The following is a 21,252-nucleotide window of genomic DNA, read 5'->3' as shown; positions in this document are numbered from 1 at the left end:
TGGCCTGCTCAGACGCCCCGCCGCGCGCCACCACGCTGCGCGCACCCGTTGCCGCCGCGCAGCACCTTGCGATTCGGCAGGCAACACACCGCCCGGTGCATGACAGAATCCGACCATGCTCGACCACACGGATCCTGTCGCCTCCATCATCCCGGCCATGTCGCTCGATTCGCCGTCCGACAATGCCATGGCGGCCATGTCGCGGCTGGCCCTGGGGCCCGTGAACACGGACTATTACCTGAAGGTGTTCGAGCGCTTTGACGACACGGGCCGCACGACCACCACCTGGAACTGGGCCGCCTGCCTGTGCACCCTGAACTGGATGCTGTTTCGCCAGCTGTGGGGCGCCGCGCTGGTCTATGTGGCGGCAGCCGAGGGGCTGGCACTGATCGTGTTTGGCGTGGGCCGTTCGTTTTTGCACTGGCCCGTGGGCATCGAACTCGGGGTGCTGGGCGCCTTTGCGGTGCTGGCCTTTGCCGTGCCGGGGCTGTACGGCAACGCCATCCTGTACGCCGACATCCGCAAGCGCATTGCTCGCGCGCTGGCCGCGTCGCGCACCGTGCCGGAAGCCTGTGCGCTGCTCGAAAAGCAGGCCAGCTCGCGCAAGCGGCTGCAGGTGCTGGTGCTCGCAAACGTGGTGCTGGGCCTGGCCGCACTGATCGCCTACCTGGCGCTGTCGCCGTCGGACGTGAAGCCCCTGGCGCTGGAACCCGCCGTCACGGTGGCGCAGGCCACGGCAGCGGCCCAGGCGGCATCTGCCACCAAGCCTGTGGGTACCTTGCCGGTGCCGGAGGCCGAAGGGATCACCACACCGCCAACGCCGGCCCCTGAAGTGGCAACAGAACCACCGCCAGCGCCACCGCCAGCGACCACACCCGCGCCCCAGGCTCCTGCTGCAGCAGCAGCCCCCAAGCCTGCACCTGTGGCGTCGGCACCTTTGGCTGTCGCGCCCGCTCCTGCCGCCACTGCCGTTCAAAAATCGGCCGAGCCCCCAGCTCCAGCACTGTCCGCATCGGCCACGGCCGCCCCCCCAGCCGCCAAAGCGTCCACACCCAAGCCAGCCACGCCAGCCGCATCTACCCGCGCACCGACGCCTGCGGCCAGCGCCACCGCTACCGCCCCTGCACGCCGTGATGCCGCCAGCCGCGCAGCAGCCCCCACCAAGCCCAAGACACCGGCGGCAGCAGCGTCCTCCACCGCCGACACCGCGCTGCCCACGGTGGGCACTGCCCCGGGCTACTACATCAACGTGGGCCTGTTCGCCGAAGAAGCCAACGCCCGCAAGACGCAGGCGCGCTTGCTCAACGAAGGCCTGCCCGCGTTTCGCCAGGAGCTGAACAATTCCAAGGGTCGCCGCATCCGCGTGCGGGTGGGGCCTTACGCCACCCGCGCCCAGGCCGATGCCGCGGCCGAGGCGATCCGGGCGATGGCGCTGGACGCCGTCGTCTTCAAGCAGTAGCCCCCTGGATCTGGGGCGTAGCACTGTCCTACGCATGCGAATGCCCGACGCCGACGCAGGGTCGCCGAGTCTGCAGGTACGCTGAGCCCAGAGCAACTTTGGGCGTATGCACCATGACGCGAAAGACCTCCCCGCACCACAACGCCACCCGCCGGTGGGCCACCCTGGCCGCGGTGGCTGCGGGCGCACTGCTGCTGACGGGCTGTGCCCCTTGGCGCATATGGACGGCCGCCGACCTGGCCCGCGATGCACGCCCCTACACCGCTCAGCCCCCGCAGCCGACGCGGCGTGTGCTGGTGGTGGGAGACAGCACCGCCGTGGGCACTGGTGCCAGCACCGCAGCAGACAGCCTGCCGGGGCGCATCGGCCAGGACCATCCCCAATGGCGCATCGACAACCTGGCGGCCAACGGCGCCAAATTTGGCGATGTGGTGCAGCAACTGGAGCGCGCTGGCGGCGGCTACGACCTGGTGCTGGTGCTGGCAGGAGGCAACGATGTGATCCGCTTCACGTCTGAAGAGACGCTGCGCGACCAGGTACAGCAGACCGTGGCGCTCGCGCGCCGCAAGGGGCAGCAGGTGGTGCTGATGCCTTGTGGCAATGTGGGCCACGCGCCCTTTTTTGTGCCGCCCCTGTCGTGGGCCATGTCGCGCCGGTCCGAGGCACTGCATGCGCTGGTGCGGGAGGCAGCCAGCGCGCAGCAGGTGCACTACGTGCGCTTGCTCAAGCCGCGCGACCAGGACCCGTTCGTGACCCGCAGCCAGGAGCTGAACGCCGCCGACGGCCTGCACCCCAGCAGCGCGGGCTATGCGGAGTGGTACCGCGAGCTGGTGGCACAGGGTGCGTTGAACAGCCTCACGCCGTAGCCCCCGTTACCCGTCCGTTGACTCGCTACGGGACAGCCACTGCAGCACGGCATCGATGACCCACTGCGGGTCATCCAGCGGCAGGTCGTGCCCCGCCCACGGATGCGACCGCAGCGGCAGCCCCCAGGCCTGCGCAATGGCCTGCGAGCATTGGGGGGACACCAGGTGGTCTTTCAGGCTGCCCAGCAGCAGCACACGGTCCACGGGTGCGGCTGCCGGCGCGCGGTACCGCGCGGCCGCCACCAGCTGGCGCAGGGCATTGTGGGCCGACACCGGCCGTTGCCTGCGCACAGCAGCCCACTGCGCCAACACTCCGGTGGCAGCGGATGGCGCGCTGCGGCTGGTGATCTGCCACACCAGCTGCTCCGCAGCGTCCGCAGATCGCCACCGCCACGCCAGCCGCAGCAGGGGTGCGACGTTGTGCAGTTGCAGGCGGTGCCAGAACGGGCTGAACAGGCGCAGGCTGGTGTTGATGAGCACGCAGCCCGCCACCTCGTGGGGCGCCACGCGCGCCCATTCGGTGGCCACCATCGCCCCCAGCGACATGGCCAGCAGGTGGTAGGGCGGCGCCACGGCACGCTGCGCCAGCTCTGCACGGCAGGCTTGCACCATGCCCTGCACCGACAGGGGCGACACCAGGCCATGGAACTCGCCATTGCCCGGCAGGTCCAGCGCCAGCACCTGGTCGCCCGGCACCGCTTGCGCAAAGCGCTCGCCAAAGGCGCCCCAGTGCGCGGCCTCGCGCGTCAGACCGCGCAGCAAGATCCATTGGCGGGGTGGGCGCACTGGCATCTCAGTACCACGCCGCCAGGGCATCGGCACGGCGCTGCGCACGCTGACCGGGCGCGGGCACCCAGCGCGCGTGACTGCAAGCCGCGCGCGACAGAAAGTCGAGCAACGACAGGTGCCGCCGCAGCACCCGCTGCTGGCGGTGGTTGATGAGCGGATTGAAGATGCCGTTGCGCGAGAACAGCTGGCGCGGGTTCTTCTTGATCCACAGCCAAGAGCCCATCTCCAGCGTGAGCGGCAAGAAGGTGTGTGCGGGCACGTCGCGGCAGGCCTGCAGGTAAAGGTGGTCCCACAGATCGCCGTGGGCGAGGTACTGCGCGCTCTGCGGCTCGATGATGTACTGGTGGTTGCTGTGCGCCTGCAGAAAGATGTCTTGCAGCGCATGCAGCTCGGCCAGGTGCGGAATGGGCCGGCGGGTGTGGGCAAACGGGAACCACAGCCGGTCCTTGACCCCGAAGCCCGAGTGGCAGTCCAGCGCAATGCTGAAGGGCCGCGCCAGCAGCTGCTGCGCCACCACGTCGCACAGCGCCTGGCTCTCGGCCTCCATGGCCTCGCCCAGCCTGCCCCGGTACCAGGGCAGGCCCGCGCTCACGCGCTGCCCGCCAATGCCCCAGGGCACCGGGTCCACCGCGTCGACGGGCGCATTGCGCATCAGGTCCACCCCGCGCGGATTGGCGCGCGTGGCAGACCACATGCCGCCGGGGTTGACGATGGGCATGAAGACCAGGCGCACACGCTCCAGCTGCTGGTGCAAGGTAGTGTCCCACTGCAGCCGCATGACCACGTTTTGCAGGTAGGCGATGACCACCTCGGCACCAATGCGCTCCAGCCCATGCACGCCGCCAAAGAATCCGACGGCGGGCACGTCCAGCGCCGGGTTGCCCAACCCAATGGCATAGATGGGAAATTGCGTGCCCGATGCCACAGACACCTGCTGGACGACCTGCACCTGCAGATGGGGCGCCCCCAGGTCCAGGATTTTTTCCAGCGCCGCAAGCTCGGGCAGCATGTTCAATGGGTGGGGGTAAGTCGGTGTGTGGAGCACGCCAGAGCGCGTGCCAGGCAGTGAGGATAGCGCCCGGGGCCCAGCACGAACAGCGCTGCGGCCAACCTGTGGGGTTTGCGCGAACCGACGCGAAACCGTCACACAAGGGCGCTACCTTGCCTGCAGTCACCACCCTTTGGAAGAGGCGCAACATGCTCTGGAAACTGTTCGGACTGCAGCGGCTGCTCGATGAGCTGTTCGATGAACGCGGGTGGCTGAGCCTGGACCTGCCCCGCACCACCGGCTGGGACCACGATGATGTACCCGCCATCGCGCAAGACTGAGGCCTACCGCTGGGCCATGGGCTGGGCGATGCTGGCCTGTGCACTGGCCTGGGGAGTGGTGGAGTTTCTGGCCCTGCAGCGCGCGCGCTGGCAGCTGTGGCGAGAGCGGCTGCACACGCCTGCCCACCACTAGCAAGATCGCCATGAGCGACCGGCCGCAGGACCTGCACGAAGAGGTGGCCAACAGTGCGCTGCACGGTGCTGCGTTGGTGGGCGCCTGCCTTGCCGTGCCACAACTGCTGCAATCAGCGCCCGCCGCGCATCCCGCAGCCATAGGGGGTGTGCTGGTGTTTGTGGCCACCATGGCGCTGCTGTATGGCGCGTCCACCCTGTACCACGCGCTGCCGCCGGGGCGGGCCAAGGAATGGGCGCTGCGGCTGGACCATGCGGCGATCCACCTGTTCATTGCGGGCAGCTTCACCCCGTTTGCGTTGAGTGCGCCGGGCCACACGCACCATGTCACCGCCCTGGCCCTCGTCTGGCTCGCGGCCCTGGCGGGCTGCTGGCTGCAGCTGCGCACAAGGCGCACTGCGCCCTGGCTGTCCACGGCCTTGTATGTGGCGATGGGCTGGGTGGCGCTGCTGGCGGCCTTGCCCCTGATGGCCCATGTGCCCGCCGTGAGTGCGGCCTGGCTGGTCATCGGCGGGGCCGCGTACACGGCCGGTGTGGTGTTTTTTGTGATGGACGCCGTGGTGCGCTACGCCCACGCCGTGTGGCATGGCTGTGTCATCGCAGGCACGGGCTGTCACGTGATCGCGGTGCTGGGCCTGCAGGCGGCAGCTTAGCCACGCAGACAACAACGGGGCGCAAAGCGCGCTCGTGCAACGACCTCGCGGGCCCTGCGCAAGCCGTTGGCACAGCACCCATGCGACGGCTGCAAACACCTGCGGCACGCAGGCCCTATCGCGTCTGGCGTTATCGCACCTAAAATCACGCAGGTCCTCGCCCGCAGAGGCAGGGCCCATCGTCATTCCAATCAACGAAAAAACATCATGGCAACTGCAAAGAAAACTCCCGCTCCCGCAAAGAAGGTGGCCGTCAAGGCCGCAGCACCCGCCGCCAAGAAGGCAGCACCTGCAGCCAAAAAGGCGGCTCCAGCCGCCAAGAAAGCAGCCGCTCCCGCCGCCAAGCCCATGGCCGCTGCTGCCGCCCTGAAGCCCATCAAGGCTGCGTTCAACAAGACCACGCTGGTCGCCCATCTGGCCGAACAGTCGGGTGTGGAGCCCAAGGCCGCCAAGGCCGTGCTGGCTGCGCTGGAAGCCGCCATCCTGGGCTCGGTGCACAAGAAGGGCTCTGGCGAGTTCACGCTGCCTGGCGTGCTCAAGATCGGCCTGCAGCAAGTGCCTGCCAAGAAAAAGCGTTTTGGCAAGGACCCGTTCACGGGTGAAGAGCGCTGGTTCCCCGCCAAGCCTGCTTCGGTCAAGATCAAGACCCGCGCCCTGAAGAAGCTCAAGGACGCAACCGCCTGATGCACCCAGCGCCGCAAGGCGCCTGCTTCAGCACCGGGGGCCGCGAGGCCCCTTTTTCTTTTGGCGGAACCCGCAAGGGTGCACGACGACGCCTCCCCTACACGCCCTGGGCCCCGCGCAATCAGGCCCTGATGACCCATGGCGCTGCAGGGTGGGCGTACAACGCCTGCACCGCCGCCGCGCGGCGTGACAGCACCGCCCCCTGGTTGATGTAGCCCTTGTCAGTGATCTCCCCGGCGTCTGCATCAGGCGCCATGTCCATCACCATGGCCCGTGTGGGGCATTGCGAAGACCCAGCGCCCGCATCCCGGCGCGCGCGCATCACGGCCTGCAGTGCCTGCTCCAGCCGCTCAGCGTCGGCCGCACCGGCCGCAGACGGAAACACCAGCATGCCCACCTCATCGCGGTCATGCCCGGTGAGCACGATGTCCTGGACCAGCGGCGCCAGTTGCGACACCAGCTCCACCCGCAACGTGCCCACCGACACCCAGCTGCCGCTGGACAGCTTGAAATCCTCCGCCACGCGTCCGTTGAAGACCACGCCTTTGTCTGGCTGCTCCGCGTCCACCAGATAGCCCGCATCGCCGATGCGGTAGAACCCCTCGTGATCGAACGCGGCCGCCGTTTCGCGCGGCGCATTGCGGTAGCCTGCAAACACCGACACGCCACGAACCCGCATCTCCAGCTTGCTACCGTTGGGCACCAGCTTCAGCTCCAGCCCTGGCAAGGGTGCACCAATACAGCCCGCGCCTTCAAGGTGCCAGTGCGCGGTGGTGACGGCCGGCGCTGTCTCTGTGGATCCCCACGATGTCGTGAGCCACAGCGGCTGGGCGGGGCGCACGCGCCGCGCAACGGCCTGCAGGCGCTGCCAGGTCGATGGAGCCAGCGCCGCCGCCGCATAGAAGGCCAGCCGCATGCGCGCCAGCACGTCAGCGGCCAGGCCGTCGTCGGCCTCCAGAAACGGCAGCAGCATGTCAAAGCCCCGAGGGACGTTGAACAGCATGGTGGGCTGCACCTCGCGCAGGTTGCGCACCGTCTTGTCGATGAGCCCCGGCACCGGCCGCCCCTCGTCGATGTAGAGCGTGCCGCCGTGGCACAGCACCATGTTGAGGTTGTGGTTGCCGCCAAAGGTATGGCTCCAGGGCAACCAGTCCACCAGCACTGGCTTTTCGTGCTCCAGAAAGCGCCACGCCTGGGCCATCATCTGCTGGTTGGCGCAGAGCATGCGGTGGGTGTTGATGACCACCTTGGGCCGACCGGTGGAACCGGAGGTGAGCAGGTATTTGGCATGGTCATCGGGCAGCAGCGCCTGCATGGCCTGCTGCACCTGGGGCGTTTCCTGCCCAGCGAGCAGATGCTCCCAGGGCAGCGCACCCGGACACGCGGAGGCGTTGCGGCTGAACACCCGCACGGCATCGCTGTCCCAGCCGTGCAGGGCTGCCGCATAGACGCTGGCATCGGACGCATAGACCAGGCTGGGCTCCAGCACCGACAGCATGCTGTGCAGGCGGCTGTGGTCCTGGGAGCGCGCATACGCGCTCGACAGCGAACAGGGGGTGATGCCCACATGCATGGCCGCCAGCATGAGCACCGCATGATCCACCGCGTTGTCGGACAGGATGGCAATGGGCCGCCCTACTGGTAACCGCAGGTCCAGCAGCGACTGGGCCACGGCGCCCACCTGGCGGCGCAGCTGGGCATAGGTCAGGCTGCGCCAGCCTTCTGCATCGTCGCCGCGCTCGGCCAGCGCCAGCGCATCCGGCGTCTCGCGCGCCCAGCGTTCCAGCCATTCCCCCACACAGCGGGCGTAGGGTTGCAGCGCCATGGGAGAGCGCAGCGTGAAAGAACCATCGTCAAACTGGGTGCGCACAGCGCGCGCAGGGGCAATCTGGCGCTCGTCATCAAGAAAGGCTGGGTACATGGTGGGTTCTCGGGAACGATGGAGGTTCAAAACAGGGAACGCTGTGCCTTAGGTGTGCAGACCGGGATCGGGCTTGTTCAACAGGCCGGACACCTGCTTGGCGCGAAGCAACTCAATGAGCAAGGCATCCCGCGCACGGGCCAGATCGCTGGCTTGGCGCGTGCCTAGTGCTTGTGCGACCCCATCGGTCACCTGGCGCTGCAAGGTTTCGGTCATGGACGGCGTGCCCAGGTCCTGCCACCAGCTTTCGATGGGACCGCCCAGGTGGGCCAGCAGGTGGGCTATGCCACCTTCGCCACCCGACAGGTGCAGGTTCATGAACGGCCCCATCAGCGCCCACCGCAAGCCGGGACCCTGGGAGATGGCTGTGTCGATGTCTTCCACAGTGGCTACGCCCTGGTCCACCAGATGAAAGGCCTCGCGCCAGAGCGCCGCCTGCAGGCGGTTGGCAATGTGCCCCTTGATCTCACGCCGCACGTGGATGGGACGCTTGCCAATGCGGGTGTAGAACGCCATGGCATCGGCCACCGCCTGGGGCGTGGTGCGCTCGCCGCCGCCCACTTCGACCAGCGGGATCATGTGCGGCGGATTGAACGGGTGGCCCAGCACCACGCGCCCGGGATGTGCGCAATCCTTCTGCATGTCCGTCACCGCCAGCCCCGAAGAACTGGAGGCCAGCACCACATGCGCCGGGGTCACTGCATCCATGCGGCGGAACAGGTCCACCTTGAAGTCGAGCCGCTCGGGCCCGCTCTCCTGCACAAAGTCGGCCTGCGCCAGTGCATCTTCCAGCCGCACATGAAAGTGCAGGCGCTCCTGGCTTGCCCCCGAGGCCAGCCCCTGCTGCGCCAGCGCCACCCAATGCGAGGCGACGGCGTCCCGCAGTCGCTGCTCGGCCCCTGGCGACGGGTCGATGGCCTCCACGTCCAGGCCCCGCGCCAGAAAGTAGGCGGCCCAGCTTGCGCCAATGGTGCCGGTGGCCACCACAGCCACGCGCTTCACGGTGTGTGCCATGGGGAACCTTTCAGGACTCTGCCGTGAAGCCGACCTTCTTCACCAGCGGCCCCCAGCGCTCATATTCGGCCTGTTGCGAGGCCAGCATCTCCGCAGGCGTAGAGCCCTTCGCGATGAGCCCCACCACGGCCAGGCTGTCCATGACGGCCTTGTCCTTGATCGCTGCGTTGATGGCGGCATTGGCGGCAGACACCACGGCTGCCGGCGTGCGGGCCGGGGCGTAAAAGCCAAACCATTCCTCGGTCGTGAGTTCTGGAAAGCCCTGCTCTGCAAACGTGGCGACCTCGGGCGAAAACGGCGACCGCGCCTGACCCGAGGTGGCGATCAGCCGCAGCTTGCCCGCCTTGTGGTTGGGAATGAAGTCTCCGCTGGGCGTGACCATCGACGCGATCTGCCCGCCCACCACATCGGTGACGCCCGGGATGGAACCGCGGTACGGCACATGCTTGAGGTCCACGCCGTTGTTCAAGCCCAGCAGCGCACCGATGAAGTGCGGCGTGGAGCCCGCTGCGGGTGAGCCGTAGTTCGCCTGCCCGGGGTTGGCCTTGGCCCAGGCCAGAAAGTCCTTCACCGTCTTGACGGAGGCAGGCACCAGCGGCCCCACAGCCAGACCATGGTGCATGACGGCGCCGATGGACACCGGCACAAAGTCCTTGGCCGGGTCGTAGCTCAGGCGGCTGTAAATGTGCGGGTAAATGGACGTGCACGAAAATGGCGACAGCGTGAGCACGCTGCCATCGGCGGGCGCACCCTTGAGCGACTCCAGCGCGATGCGGCCGCCCGCGCCGGGCTTGTTTTCCACCACCGCGGGGTTGCGGGTGTAGGGCGATCCCGCCAGCTTCTCGCCCACCCTGCGCGCCACGCTGTCACCCGCGCTGCCTGCGGGAAAGCCGTAAAAGATCTTGACCTGGTCGATGGTCTGCGCCCAGGCGGCCAGCGGCGACAAGGCCCCCAGCGCAGAGGCGCAACCAACGTGGTGCATGAACTGGCGGCGGGTGTGCATCATCATGTGTCTCCTGTGGATGGAGCCGTCATTATTTTTTGACGCCCCTGCACATTCAGTCATCGCGATGACATTTGGACTCAGGGAATACGCGCACGCGCCTGTACAGCACACAGTGGCGCAGGAGACACTCTCACCATGTTGGTCAAACTGGCGCCCCCTACCCTCACCGATCTGCTGCTGCACTCTGCCTGGTTCCCGGCCCTGGACAGCGCCGCCCAGCAGCGGGTGATGGACGATGTGCGCGAGGTCGAAGTGCCCCAGGGCGGCGAGCTGTGCCGGCGCGGCCATACCCCGGTGCACTGGTATGGCGCCATCGAGGGGCTGCTGAAGTGGACTGTGACCTCGGGGGATGGCCGCTCGGTCACGCTCGGCGGACTGTCGGCGGGAAGCTGGTTTGGCGAGGGCACCTTGCTGCGCGGCACGCCCCGCACGGCCGACGTGATCGCACTGCGCCCCAGCCGCGTTGCGCTGGTGCCGATGGAGACTTTTGAATGGCTGCACGCCACGCAGCGCAGCTTTGACCACTTTCTGCTGCGCCAGATCAACGAACGCATGCACTGGTTTCTGGGTAACTTCACGGCCCACCATTTGCTCGATACCGACAGCCAGGTGGCCCGCGCGCTGGCAGGCCTGTTCCACCCCTGGCTGCACCCGGGCAGCGACACGCACTTGCAGGTGTCGCAAGAAGAAATTGCCAATCTCTCGGGCGTATCACGCCAGCGCTGCAACGCGGCGTTGAAGCGGCTGCAGGCCGCTGGCCTGCTGGAGATCGAATACGGCGGCATCACCGTGACCGACCTGGAAGGCCTGCGGCGTCAGGTGGAATAGCCCCTTTTTTTTGGCGTCACTGGGTGCATGGGCTACCGCCCGCTACTGCACCATCTGCCGCTATGTGGGCGAGTGGTGCGCTTGGATGAAGGCGACCGCAGCGGCCATCACCGCACCAGGCTGGTCACGGTGCGGAGAGTGCGCGCAGTCCGGCAATTCCAGCAACCGGGTGCCTGGCACCCGCTGGGCAATGCCCCGGATCTGGGCCAGGGTGCCGTATTCGTCATCACAGCCCTGGATGGCCAGCACGGGGGCGCGGATCTGGGCGACCTCTGGCTCGATGTTCCACGCACGGAAGGCCGGGTCCAGCCAGACGCGGTTCCAGCCCCAGAAGGCCGAATCCCCATCGTCGTGGTAACGCGCCAGCTTGTGGCGCAGATCGGTCTGTTCGTAAGCGTCCCGCGCGCGTTCGATGTTTTGCACCGTCACGTCTTCCACAAAGATGTGCGGCGCCATCACCACCAGACCTTGCACGCGCTGCGGCCAGCGTGCAGCCAGCAACAGGGCAATCGATGCGCCATCGCTGTGACCGAAGAGCCAGGCGGCTTCCTGCACTCCCAGTGCATCTAGGAATGCGGGCACCACCTCGTGTGCCTGCTGGTGCATGAAGTCCACGCCCCACACCTCGTCCGCGCGCCGGGGTGTGGAACGGCCATAAGCAGGACGAGAGAACACCAGCCCCCGAAACCCACCCGCATCGCACAGCTGGCGCGGGAAGTCCTTCCACATCGCCACGGAGCCTAGGCCCTCGTGCAGGAACACCACCAAGGGGGCAGTGCTGCGCTCGGGGGCTATCCACTGGTACTCGATATGGACCGTGCGGTTGCGCCAGCGCACTGGCACATGCTCTGTGCGCCCCACGGGGCTGGGTGGAACGCCGTTGGCACTCACGCCCGCTGCTCCCGTTCGCGCAGCCGAAAGCGCTGGATCTTGCCGGTGGCCGTCTTGGGCAGCTCGGGCAAGAATTCGATCAGACGCGGGTACTTGTACGGCGCCAGGCGTTCCTTCACAAAGTCCTTGAGTTCATCCGGTGTGACCGCCTGCCCATCTTTGAGCACGACAAACGCCTTGGTCTTGGTCAGGCCATCAGCATCCTGCGTGCCGACCACGGCTGCCTCCAGCACGGAAGTGTGCTGCATCAACGTGGCCTCCACCTCGAAGGGGGACACGTAAATGCCGCTGACCTTGAGCATGTCGTCGCTGCGCCCGGCGTAGGTGTAGTAACCCTCGGCATCGCGCACATATTTGTCGCCGCTTTTGGTCCACGCGCCCTGGAAGGTCTCGCGGGTCTTGGCGCGGTTGTTCCAGTACATCAGCGCAGCGCTGGGGCCCTGGATGTAGAGGTCACCAATTTCGCCCTGCGCCACCTCGCTGCCGTCTTCGCCGCGCAGGGAAATCTCGTACCCCGGCACCGGTTTGCCCGTGGTGCCGTAGCGCACATCGCCAGGGCGGTTGGACAGGAAGATGTGCAGCATCTCTGTCGAGCCAATGCCATCGATGATGTCGCAGCCGAAATGGTCCTTGAAGCGCTGCGCAATCTCGGCCGGCAGCGCCTCGCCGGCAGACGAGCACATGCGCAGCGCCACCGCACTTCGGGAAGGCAGGCGAGGCGAGGCGAGCATGCCGGCAAAACCGGTGGGCGCCCCAAAGAACACCGTGGGCTGGTGGCGCGTCCAGCGCTCAAACGTGGCGTCTGGCGTGGGTCGCTCGGCCATCAGCACCACTGTGGCGCCCACTGACAAAGGGAAGGTCAGGCTGTTGCCCAGCCCATACGCAAAGTAGAGCTTGGCGGCTGAAAAGCACACATCCTTGTCGGTCAGGCCCAGCACCGCCTTGCCATACAAATCGGCCGTCCACCACAGGCTGACCTGCGTGTGCACCGTGCCCTTGGGCTTGCCCGTGGAGCCCGAGGAATAAAGCCAGAACCCGGGCTCGTCCGGGCCGGTGCGGGCGGGCGCAGTCAGCGCGGAGGTGCTGGCGATGGCGGCCTGCATGTCCACCGCCCCTGCAGCCAAAGTGCCCTGCGGCTGCGACACCACGCAAGCACGCACCTCATGGTGGGGTGCCAGGGCCAGCGCCTCGTTCAGCACCGGCAGCAATGCGCCGGAGACCAGTGCCGCCTGCGCCCGGCAGTGCGTCAGCATGTAGGCGTAGTCGTCGGGCTTGAGCAGGGTATTGACCGCCACCGGCACCACACCCGCGTACAGGCACCCCAGAAACGCCACCGGCCAGTCGCTGGTGTCCAGCATCAGCAGCAGCACGCGCTCCTCGCGCCGCACGCCAGTGTTGGCCAGCACCGCCGCCAGCCGCCGTGCGCGGTCTTCCAGCGCGCTGTAGCTCAGGGTACCCTGGTCATCGATGTAGGCGATGCGGTCACCCCGCGTGCGGTTGAGAGCAAACAGATGCTCTGCAAAATTGAACTGTTCCGGAAGGCTGTTCATGGGGTGTCTCCGTCGCGATGGCGTTGTTTTTGTGGGTGGGTACGGGGGTCAGCAGCCCAGCGCAGCAAGCACTTCGGGGCTGGCCTGCACCGCACTGCGCTGGTGGTAGAAGTCCAGCGCCCGCAAGCCGCCCAGCTCGGCACCACCACCAGCCCGGCCGGGCCCGCCATGCAGCGACATGGGCATGACATTGCCGTGGCCCGTGTGCGCAGTGGCCACTGCCGGCGTCACCACATGCACACGGCCATTGCTCGCAGCCAGCGCAATGGCGGCCTGGGCCAGGGCCTTGTCGTCGGCACCATAGAGCGAGGTCACCAGCGAGCCCTGGCCACGCTGCGCAAGGGCCAGCGCATGGGGCAGGTCGTTGTAGGGCAGCAAGGTGGCCACCGGTCCAAACACCTCCACGTCATGAACGACGGAGGCCTTATCGGCATCGCGCGCGCCCAGCAGCACCGGTCCGACGCAGGCCGCCACGGCAGGGTCGGCATCGACCAGCGGCCGCGTTCGGCCGTCATACACAACGTCGGTATGGCCCCCCAGGGTGGCAATGCCTGTCTGCACCCCATCGAACTGCGCGCGGCTGACCAGCGAACCCATGCGCACTTCCGGGTTACGGGGGTCGCCCACCACCACGCGGGCCAGCTGGGCGCTGACCGCCTCGGCCACCGCAGCGTACGACGCAGCGGGGACCAGGATGCGGCGGATCGCGGTGCACTTCTGGCCGGACTTGACGGTCATCTCACGAACGACTTCGCGCACCAGCAAGTCAAAGGCGGCGCCGCCCGGCTCTGCGTCGGGCATCAGTAGCGCGGCATTGAGGCTGTCCGCCTCGATGTTGGCGCGCACCGAACGCTGCGCCACCGCCGGATGCGCCCGGACAACGCCCGCCGTCTCGGCAGAGCCGGTGAACGACACCACATCAAAGGGTTGCAGCGCATCCATCAGGCCCGCCGAGCTTCCCGCGATGATCGACAGTGCACCGGCGGGCAACACCCCTGCGTTCACCACGTCTTGCACCATGCGCTGGGTCAGCCATGCCGTGGATGTGCCGGGCTTGACGATGACCGGCATGCCCGACAACAAGGCGGGCGCAGCTTTTTCCCACAGCCCCCAGGCGGGAAAGTTGAATGCGTTGATGCACACCGCCACCCCTGGCCTCGGCACCTGCAGGTGCTGCGACTGAAAGACCGGTTCCTTGCCCAGCCTGACGGCGTCCCCGTCACGCAGCACGCGCACATCGCCCAGTGCGTCACCCCATTTGGCGTATTGGCCGAGCGTGAAGATGCCGCCGTCGATGTCCACCGCAGAGTCCGTCTTGACGGTGCCGGAATTGGCGGTGGCGATGTCGTAATAGCTGTCGCGGTACGCCTGCAGCACCTTGGCGACCGCGCCGAGCATGGCGGCCCGCTCGCGATAGGTGGCAGCGCGTAGCGCAGCTCCCCCCTGTTCGCGGGCAAACGCAAAGGCCTCGGGCAGATTCAACCCCGTGGCGTCCACCCGCACCAGGGCGGTGCCCAGCACAGGATCGCGCAGCTCAGTGCCGGGCCCTGTTCCGTGTTGCCAGCGGCCGGCAAGGTGGTTGGCGAGCAATTCAGTCATGCAGTCAATCTTTCAGAGCAAGCAAGTCAATAGGGAGCAGCGCTGGCGCCAGCCCTAGCGGGTGAACTGGATCTGCCCCTCGGGCAACAGGTACAAAACCAGCGCCCTGCCGCGCGCCACCGTAGGGTGGTGGGCACTGCCGGGCGGGTAGACGCACCAGCCGGCAGGGTGGCCGTCAAACAACGCCTCCCCCTCCAGTGGCATGATCAAATCGATTTCGCCCTGCGGGTGGGTGTGGTGGGGGCCAGCAATGTTTTGCATGTCCACCACGTCCACAGAAAACCGGTGCAAGGCATCTTCGGGCTTGAACACACGGCCATAGCGGATGCCGCCGCCTTCGCGTTCACACAGCCAGCCTTCACGTGCGCCCTGAATGCACGCCTCCCGCAAGCGCTGGTAGGTCGCACTGGTGGGGCCGTGCATGGTGTTCAGCCATTGCGCCAGAGCGGCATCCAGGGGTTTGCCAGCGAGCTGGGCGGTCACATCAACCAGGGCTTGGTGAAATGCAGTTTTGTCGGACATGGGCAGTGGGTGCAGCTAGAGTCGGGGCCCAATCTGCACCGTTTTTGATCCACCGCCTTGCGCGCATCCAAAACATGCAGTATTTTGCCAATTAATGAACCATAGTTACCTCAAAGATCCATGTCAAGCACTATAGTGCATGAATGGCGTTTTCCCTGAGAAGACCAGGGCGCTCCATGAAAAGGATGGGTATGAATGAAACAGAAACGGCGGGGCTGCTCGCACCCGCCTCCGCGCAGGAGGGTGCGCAGTCATCGGCCGAGGAGCCCAAGAACCCTCTTCTGGTGTCGCTGGGCGAGCGCGTTCGCAATCTGCGTGCACAGCGGGGCCTGACCCGCAAGGCGGTAGCGGTGGCCGCCGACGTGTCGGAGCGCCACCTGGCCAACCTGGAGTACGGCACGGGCAACGCCTCCATCCTGGTGCTGCAGCAGGTGGCCCATGCGCTGCACTGCTCGCTGGCGGAGCTCGTGGGCGATTTCACAACGCAATCGCCCGAATGGCTGCTGATCCGCGAACTGCTGGAACACCGCAGCGAGCCCGAACTGCGGCGTGCCCGCCTGGCGTTGCACGAGCTGCTGAGTGGGGGGCACAACGACGCAGCAAGGCACCGCCGCATTGCGCTGGTGGGTCTGCGGGGGGCTGGCAAATCCACCCTGGGGCCGCTGCTGGCGCGCGAGCTGGATGTTCCCTTCATTGAACTGAGCCGCGCCATCGAGGCCCTCGCCGGGTGCAGCGTGCGCGAAATCCACGACCTGTACGGCACCACCGCCTACCGCCGCTACGAGCGCAGGGCGCTGGAAGAGACCATCCAAATCCACAGCGAGGTGGTCATTGCCACGCCGGGTGGCATTGTGTCGGACCCCGCCACTTTCAACGAGCTGCTGGCCCACTGCACCACCGTGTGGTTACGGGCCGCGCCCGAGGAACACATGGGGCGGGTGGTGGCACAGGGCGACATGCGCCCGATGGCCGCCAGCAAGGAGGCCATGGACGACCTCAAGCGCATCCTGGACGGGCGCGCTGCTTTCTATTCCAAGGCCGAAATCACGGTGGATACCTCCGGCCAAACCCCCGAGCAGAGCCTGCAGACCTTGAGTGCCAGCGTGCGCAAGGCCATGGCCCGCGTGGCGTAAAAACCTGCACCCGGTCTGAACGGCTGCCGCCCGGACATCGGCGCCGCAGCACCCACGCCCATCCCGGCACAGCACAGCGCCCGCCACCGCGGCGGCCTGTGCAGCTCGCCCCTCCCAATCGACCCGTGCACAGCTCTCAGCAGAGCTGCCCGTCTACCCGAATGCCATCGGCAAAAAAATGCATTGACACACCGAACAACATGCACGATGATGCACATCAACAACTGCGAACAAGCACTATATTGCATTAATTCTCCACGGAGACCTCATGGCAGACCTCACCCACGTTCCCGAACGCGTTGACTACCGCACTGATCCCACGCAGTACCGCCACTGGACCTTGTCGGTCGAGGGTGCCATTGCACGGCTGTCCCTTGACATTGCGGAGGACGGCGGGATCCGTCCTGGCTACAAGCTCAAGCTCAACAGCTACGACCTGGGGGTGGACATTGAGCTGCATGACGCGCTCAACCGCATCCGCTTCGAGCACCCCAGCGTGCGCAGCGTCATCGTCACCAGTGGCAAGGACCGTATCTTTTGCTCGGGCGCCAACATCTTCATGCTGGGTGTGTCCAGCCATGCCTGGAAGGTCAACTTCTGCAAGTTCACCAATGAGACGCGCAACGGCATTGAAGACTCCTCCAAACACTCGGGCCTCAAGTTCATTGCGGCTGTGAATGGCGCCTGCGCGGGCGGTGGCTATGAGTTGGCACTGGCGTGCGATGAAATCATCCTGGTCGATGACCGGTCGTCTGCCGTGTCGCTGCCCGAAGTGCCTTTGCTGGGCGTGTTGCCCGGCACCGGTGGGCTGACACGTGTCACGGACAAGCGCCACGTGCGGCACGATCTGGCCGACATCTTCTGCACCAGCGTGGAGGGTGTGCGTGGCCAGCGCGCGGTGGACTGGCGGCTGGTGGACCGTATCGCCAAGCCCGCGCAATTTGCCGCCACGGTGCAAGAGCGCGCCGCCGCCCATGCACAGACCAGCACCCGCCCCGGCAGCGCACAAGGCATTGCCCTGCCACGCGTGGAGCGGCAGGACCATGCCGACGGCATGCGCTACCAGCACGTGACGGTGGACATCGACCGCGCACGGCGCACGGCCACGCTGTGCATCCGCGCCCCCGAGGGAGCGCAGCCCGCTGACACGGCAGCCATTGAAGCAGCGGGCGCCGCCTGGTGGCCGCTGGCACTGGCCCGCGAGCTGGACGACGCCATCCTGAACCTGCGCACCAACGAACTGGACATTGGCACCTGGCTGCTGAAGACAGAAGGGGATGCGCAGGCGGTGCTGGCCAGCGATGCCATCTTGCTCGCGCATCAGCACCACTGGCTGGTGCGCGAGACCATCGGTGCGCTGCGACGTACGTTTGCCCGTCTGGATGTGTCCTCACGCAGCCTCTTCGCGCTGATCGAGACGGGATCGGCTTTTGCCGGCACCCTCGCAGAACTGGCCTTAGCGGCAGACCGCACCTACATGCTGGCCCTGCCCGACGCGCCAGAGCAGGCCCCAACGCTCACCCTGAACGCATTCAACTTTGGCCTGCTGCCCATGGTGAATGACCAAAGCCGCTTGCAGCGCCGCTTCTATGAAGAGGCGGGCCCGCTGGAAGCGGTCCGCGCTGCCGCGGGCCGGCCGCTGGAAGCAGACAGCGCACTGGCGCTGGGCCTGGTCACGGCAGCCCCCGACGACATCGACTGGGCCGACGAAATCCGTATCGCCATTGAAGAACGCGCCGCCATGTCGCCCGATGCGCTGACCGGCCTGGAGGCCAACCTGCGCTTTGCCAGCAGGGAGAACATGAACACCCGCATCTTCGGGCGCCTGACCGCGTGGCAGAACTGGATCTTCAACCGCCCCAACGCCGTGGGCGAGAAGGGCGCGCTCAAGGTTTACGGCACCGGCCAGAAGGCCGGGTTTGACCAGACGCGCGTCTGACCCCCTGCCCTGCATTCGATTTCCATCCAGAGGAGCACCCCATGAGCAGCATCAACTACAGCGAGAAGATTCCCAACAACGTGAACCTGAGCGAAGACCGCACGTTGCAGCGCGCGCTAGAAGGCTGGCAGCCCAACTTCATCAACTGGTGGGACGACGTGGGTCCCGAGGGCTCCACCAACCATGAGGTCTATCTGCGTACCGCCGTGAGCGTGGACCCGAACGGCTGGGCCCAGTTCGGCCACGTGAAGATGCGCGACTACCGCTGGGGCATCTTTTTGAACCCAGGCGACAGCAACCGCGAGATCCACTTTGGCGACCACAAGGGCGAAAAAGCCTGGCAGGACGTGCCCGGCGAGCACCGCGCCAATCTGCGCCGCATCATCGTGACCCAGGGCGACACCGAGCCCGCCTCGGTCGAGCAGCAGCGCCACCTGGGCCTGACGGCGCCCAGCATGTACGACCTGCGCAACCTGTTCCAGATCAATGTGGAAGAGGGCCGCCACCTGTGGGCCATGGTGTACCTGCTGCACAAGCACTTCGGCCGCGACGGCCGCGAGGAAGCAGAAGCGCTGCTGCAGCGCCAGTCCGGCGACGAGAACAACCCGCGCATCCTGGGCGCGTTCAATGAAAAGACGCCGGATTGGCTGGCGTTTTTCATGTTCACCTACTTCACTGACCGTGACGGCAAGTTCCAGCTCTCGGCCCTGGCAGAGAGCGCTTTTGACCCGCTGGCGCGCACCACCAAGTTCATGCTGACCGAAGAGGCCCACCACATGTTTGTGGGCGAAAGCGGCATCTCGCGCGTGCTGTCGCGCACCGCACAGGTGATGAACGACCTCAAGACCGACGACCCTGCCAAGGTGCGTGCGGCTGGCGCCATCGACCTGCCCACCGTCCAGCGCTACCTCAACTTCCACTACAGCGTGACCATCGACCTGTTCGGCGCCGACCAGTCGAGCAACGCCGCCACGTTCTACAGCTCGGGCCTCAAGGGTCGCTACGAAGAAGGAAAACGCACGGACGATCATGTGCTCAAGGGGCAGACGTACAAGGTGCTGGAGGTCAAGGACGGACAGCTGCTGGAAAAAGAAGTGCCCATGCTCAACGCGCTGAACGAAGTGCTGCGCGACGACTTCATCAAGGACTCCATGGCGGGCGTGGGCCGGTGGAACAAGGTGCTGGAGAAAGCGGGAGTCCCCACCCGCCTGGTGGTCCCCCACAAGGCCTTCAATCGCCAGATCGGCGCGCTGGCGGGCATCAAGATGTCGCCCGACGGCCGCGTGGTGAGCGAGGCAGAATGGACCGCGCGCAAGGCCGAATGGCTGCCCACGCCCGAAGACTTCGCGTTTGTGGCGTCGTTGATGGGCCGTGTGGTCGAGCCGGGCAAGTTCGCCGGCTGGATCGCGCCCCCCGTCATGGGCATCAACCGCCAGCCGGTGGATTTTGAGTACGTGCGTTTTAATTGATCGCCGCTGAGTTGCCCGTGCCGCATTCGCCGCCCCTGGCAAGACGGCGCGAGCGGCACGGCGAAGCGGGCTCTGCGTTGTGGCACACCGAATGCCTCCACTGTATGCAAGGTCCCAGCACTGGTAGCCGGATATTGCTCGAAGAATGAATATGGACACCCACACGCTGATCGACAACGGCATCCTGAAGCAGCATCTGATCGACCCGGAGATCTGCATTCGCTGCAACACCTGCGAGGCCACCTGTCCGGTCAACGCGATCACGCACGACGACAACAACTACGTGGTGCGAGCCGATGTGTGCAACGGCTGCATGGCCTGCATCTCGCCCTGCCCCACGGGTTCCATCGATAACTGGCGTGCGGTGCCAGTGGCCCGCGCCTACACCGTTGAGGAACAGTTCAGCTGGGAAGAACTGCCGGGCGAGCTTGCCCCCCATGAACTGGTCGCAGCAGGCGGAGAGCCCGCCACAGAGGTAACGGCGCTGCAGCAAGCCCCCGAAGCGCCTGCTGAGCCGGGCACGCAGGTTTTTCGCTCCGCCCAGTACGGAGCCACGGTACCGCCCTGGTCTGCAGCCCATCCCTACACCAATCTTTTTCCGCCCAAAAACCCGACCACAGCCACCGTGGTCGGCAACTTCAATTGCACCGAGGTGGGTTTTGAGAGCGAGACCCACCATGTGGTGCTCGATTTCGGCAGCATGCCGTTCCCCGTGCTGGAAGGGCAATCGATTGGCATCATCCCGCCGGGCGCCGATGCGCTGGGCAAACCCCACCACGCGCGCCAATACTCGGTGGCCAGCCCGCGCAACGGCGAACGCCCCGGCTACAACAACCTGGCGCTGACTGTGAAGCGCGTGACCGTGGACCACGATGGCAACCCTGTGCGAGGCGTTGCCTCCAACTACGTTTGCGATCTGAAGGTAGGCGACAAGGTGCAGGTGGTGGGGCCGTTCGGCAGCAGCTTCCTCATGCCCAACCATCCGCGATCGCACATCGTGATGATTTGCACCGGCACCGGCAGCGCGCCCATGCGCGCCATGACCGAGTGGCGGCGCAGGCTGCGCAACAGCGGCAAGTTTGAGGGCGGCAAGCTCTTGCTGTTCTTCGGCGCACGCACGCAGCAGGAACTGCCCTACTTCGGCCCCCTGCAAAGCCTGCCCAAGGATTTCATCGACATCAACCTGGCTTTCTCCCGCACGCCCGGGCAGCCCAAGCGCTATGTGCAAGACCTGATGCGCGAGCGCGCCGCCGACCTGCTGGCCCTGCTGCGCGATGACAACAGCCACTTCTACGTCTGCGGCCTCAAGGGCATGGAAGAAGGCGTGGTGATGGCGCTGCGTGACATCGCCCAGGAGGCGGGGCTGAGCTGGGACGCCCTGGGTGGGACGCTTCAGCGCGAAGGGCGACTGCATCTGGAGACGTACTGAGGCGGGCATGGCATCGGCCTGAGCCAAACCCAAGCCATG

Annotated in this window: 20 protein-coding genes; 11 read left to right on the top strand and 9 right to left on the bottom strand. The window is 66.4% G+C overall.

Annotated features, from left to right (window positions below):
• The first annotated feature begins 115 nt into the window (after positions 1 to 115).
• Together ACTJKQ_RS22955 and ACTJKQ_RS22950 are read left to right on the top strand one after the other, a co-directional pair.
• On the top strand, positions 116 to 1,459 hold the full coding sequence (locus ACTJKQ_RS22955; RefSeq protein ID WP_440598193.1) for an SPOR domain-containing protein: 1,344 nt from the start codon (positions 116 to 118) through the stop codon (positions 1,457 to 1,459).
• Positions 1,460 to 1,572: 113 nt separating this feature from the next.
• Positions 1,573 to 2,325: an SGNH/GDSL hydrolase family protein gene (locus tag ACTJKQ_RS22950; RefSeq protein ID WP_440598192.1), complete on the top strand. Its 753-nt coding sequence runs from the start codon at positions 1,573 to 1,575 to the stop codon at positions 2,323 to 2,325.
• A gap of 6 nt (positions 2,326 to 2,331) precedes the next feature.
• Here the strand turns inward: ACTJKQ_RS22950 and ACTJKQ_RS22945 are convergent, their stop codons facing one another.
• Positions 2,332 to 3,117, bottom strand: a complete 786-nt coding sequence (locus ACTJKQ_RS22945; RefSeq protein WP_440598191.1) for an alpha/beta fold hydrolase — start codon at positions 3,115 to 3,117, stop codon at positions 2,332 to 2,334.
• A gap of 1 nt (position 3,118) precedes the next feature.
• Positions 3,119 to 4,123, bottom strand: coding sequence for a M14 family zinc carboxypeptidase (locus ACTJKQ_RS22940; protein WP_440598190.1), 1,005 nt, complete (start codon positions 4,121 to 4,123; stop codon positions 3,119 to 3,121).
• Positions 4,124 to 4,311: 188 nt separating this feature from the next.
• On the opposite strand from ACTJKQ_RS22940, the gene ACTJKQ_RS22935 reads away from it, so the two are divergent.
• From ACTJKQ_RS22935 to ACTJKQ_RS22920, 4 genes are all read left to right on the top strand, one after another.
• Positions 4,312 to 4,443, top strand: coding sequence for a hypothetical protein (locus tag ACTJKQ_RS22935; RefSeq protein WP_255342784.1), 132 nt, complete (start codon positions 4,312 to 4,314; stop codon positions 4,441 to 4,443).
• On the top strand, positions 4,415 to 4,576 hold the full coding sequence (locus tag ACTJKQ_RS22930) for a hypothetical protein (RefSeq protein WP_167514362.1): 162 nt from the start codon (positions 4,415 to 4,417) through the stop codon (positions 4,574 to 4,576). Before ACTJKQ_RS22935 ends, ACTJKQ_RS22930 begins: the two co-directional genes overlap by 29 nt.
• Positions 4,577 to 4,586: 10 nt before the next feature.
• Positions 4,587 to 5,228: a PAQR family membrane homeostasis protein TrhA gene (trhA, locus tag ACTJKQ_RS22925; RefSeq protein WP_440598189.1), complete on the top strand. Its 642-nt coding sequence runs from the start codon at positions 4,587 to 4,589 to the stop codon at positions 5,226 to 5,228.
• Positions 5,229 to 5,435: 207 nt separating this feature from the next.
• Positions 5,436 to 5,912 (top strand): HU family DNA-binding protein, encoded by a 477-nt coding sequence (locus ACTJKQ_RS22920; RefSeq protein ID WP_440598188.1) that lies wholly within the window; start codon positions 5,436 to 5,438, stop codon positions 5,910 to 5,912.
• Positions 5,913 to 6,033: 121 nt separating this feature from the next.
• Here ACTJKQ_RS22920 and ACTJKQ_RS22915 read toward each other — a convergent pair whose 3' ends face one another.
• The 3 genes from ACTJKQ_RS22915 to ACTJKQ_RS22905 are packed head-to-tail and all read right to left on the bottom strand — an operon-like array spanning position 6,034 to position 9,850.
• On the bottom strand, positions 6,034 to 7,833 hold the full coding sequence (locus tag ACTJKQ_RS22915) for a feruloyl-CoA synthase (protein ID WP_440598187.1): 1,800 nt from the start codon (positions 7,831 to 7,833) through the stop codon (positions 6,034 to 6,036).
• A gap of 48 nt (positions 7,834 to 7,881) precedes the next feature.
• Positions 7,882 to 8,847: a 3-hydroxyacyl-CoA dehydrogenase NAD-binding domain-containing protein gene (locus tag ACTJKQ_RS22910; RefSeq protein ID WP_440598186.1), complete on the bottom strand. Its 966-nt coding sequence runs from the start codon at positions 8,845 to 8,847 to the stop codon at positions 7,882 to 7,884.
• A 10-nt stretch (positions 8,848 to 8,857) separates the two neighbouring features.
• Positions 8,858 to 9,850, bottom strand: a complete 993-nt coding sequence (locus tag ACTJKQ_RS22905; RefSeq protein ID WP_099731989.1) for a Bug family tripartite tricarboxylate transporter substrate binding protein — start codon at positions 9,848 to 9,850, stop codon at positions 8,858 to 8,860.
• A 138-nt stretch (positions 9,851 to 9,988) separates the two neighbouring features.
• Here ACTJKQ_RS22905 and ACTJKQ_RS22900 point away from each other — a divergent pair, with 138 nt between their 5' ends.
• A complete protein-coding gene (locus tag ACTJKQ_RS22900; RefSeq protein ID WP_056746945.1) occupies positions 9,989 to 10,681 on the top strand; it encodes a Crp/Fnr family transcriptional regulator in 693 nt (230 codons plus the stop codon).
• A 60-nt stretch (positions 10,682 to 10,741) separates the two neighbouring features.
• On the opposite strand, the gene ACTJKQ_RS22895 is transcribed toward ACTJKQ_RS22900, so the two are convergent.
• Genes ACTJKQ_RS22895 through ACTJKQ_RS22880 form a run of 4 tightly spaced genes read right to left on the bottom strand, consistent with a single transcriptional unit; the run spans position 10,742 to position 15,243 of the window.
• Positions 10,742 to 11,572: an alpha/beta fold hydrolase gene (locus tag ACTJKQ_RS22895; RefSeq protein ID WP_440598185.1), complete on the bottom strand. Its 831-nt coding sequence runs from the start codon at positions 11,570 to 11,572 to the stop codon at positions 10,742 to 10,744.
• Positions 11,569 to 13,122, bottom strand: coding sequence for a benzoate-CoA ligase family protein (locus ACTJKQ_RS22890; protein WP_440598184.1), 1,554 nt, complete (start codon positions 13,120 to 13,122; stop codon positions 11,569 to 11,571). Before ACTJKQ_RS22890 ends, ACTJKQ_RS22895 begins: the two co-directional genes overlap by 4 nt.
• 48 nt (positions 13,123 to 13,170) lie before the next feature.
• Complete coding sequence (locus tag ACTJKQ_RS22885; RefSeq protein WP_440598183.1) at positions 13,171 to 14,721, bottom strand: 3,4-dehydroadipyl-CoA semialdehyde dehydrogenase; 1,551 nt, start codon at positions 14,719 to 14,721, stop codon at positions 13,171 to 13,173.
• A gap of 54 nt (positions 14,722 to 14,775) precedes the next feature.
• Positions 14,776 to 15,243 carry a 4-hydroxylaminobenzoate lyase gene (locus tag ACTJKQ_RS22880; protein ID WP_440598182.1) on the bottom strand — a complete coding sequence of 156 codons (468 nt, stop codon included), beginning with the start codon at positions 15,241 to 15,243 and terminating at the stop codon, positions 14,776 to 14,778.
• 191 nt (positions 15,244 to 15,434) lie between these two features.
• On the opposite strand from ACTJKQ_RS22880, the gene ACTJKQ_RS22875 reads away from it, so the two are divergent.
• From ACTJKQ_RS22875 to boxA, 4 genes are all read left to right on the top strand, one after another.
• Entirely contained in the window at positions 15,435 to 16,376 is a 942-nt protein-coding gene (locus tag ACTJKQ_RS22875; protein ID WP_056746950.1) for a helix-turn-helix transcriptional regulator, read from the top strand.
• Between the two features lie 268 nt (positions 16,377 to 16,644).
• Positions 16,645 to 18,315, top strand: a complete 1,671-nt coding sequence (gene boxC, locus ACTJKQ_RS22870; RefSeq protein WP_440598181.1) for a 2,3-epoxybenzoyl-CoA dihydrolase — start codon at positions 16,645 to 16,647, stop codon at positions 18,313 to 18,315.
• 41 nt (positions 18,316 to 18,356) lie between these two features.
• Complete coding sequence (boxB, locus tag ACTJKQ_RS22865; RefSeq protein WP_440598180.1) at positions 18,357 to 19,784, top strand: benzoyl-CoA 2,3-epoxidase subunit BoxB; 1,428 nt, start codon at positions 18,357 to 18,359, stop codon at positions 19,782 to 19,784.
• Positions 19,785 to 19,935: 151 nt separating this feature from the next.
• Positions 19,936 to 21,213 carry a benzoyl-CoA 2,3-epoxidase subunit BoxA gene (boxA, locus tag ACTJKQ_RS22860; RefSeq protein WP_260668500.1) on the top strand — a complete coding sequence of 426 codons (1,278 nt, stop codon included), beginning with the start codon at positions 19,936 to 19,938 and terminating at the stop codon, positions 21,211 to 21,213.
• The last annotated feature ends 39 nt before the right edge of the window (positions 21,214 to 21,252 follow it).

The sequence above is a fragment of the Acidovorax sp. 22279 genome (genome assembly GCF_052045435.1).
GTDB classification, from domain to species: domain Bacteria; phylum Pseudomonadota; class Gammaproteobacteria; order Burkholderiales; family Burkholderiaceae_C; genus Acidovorax; species Acidovorax delafieldii.
Note: the sequence above shows the minus strand (reverse complement) of the source record. Positions and strands in the feature narration are given on the sequence as shown.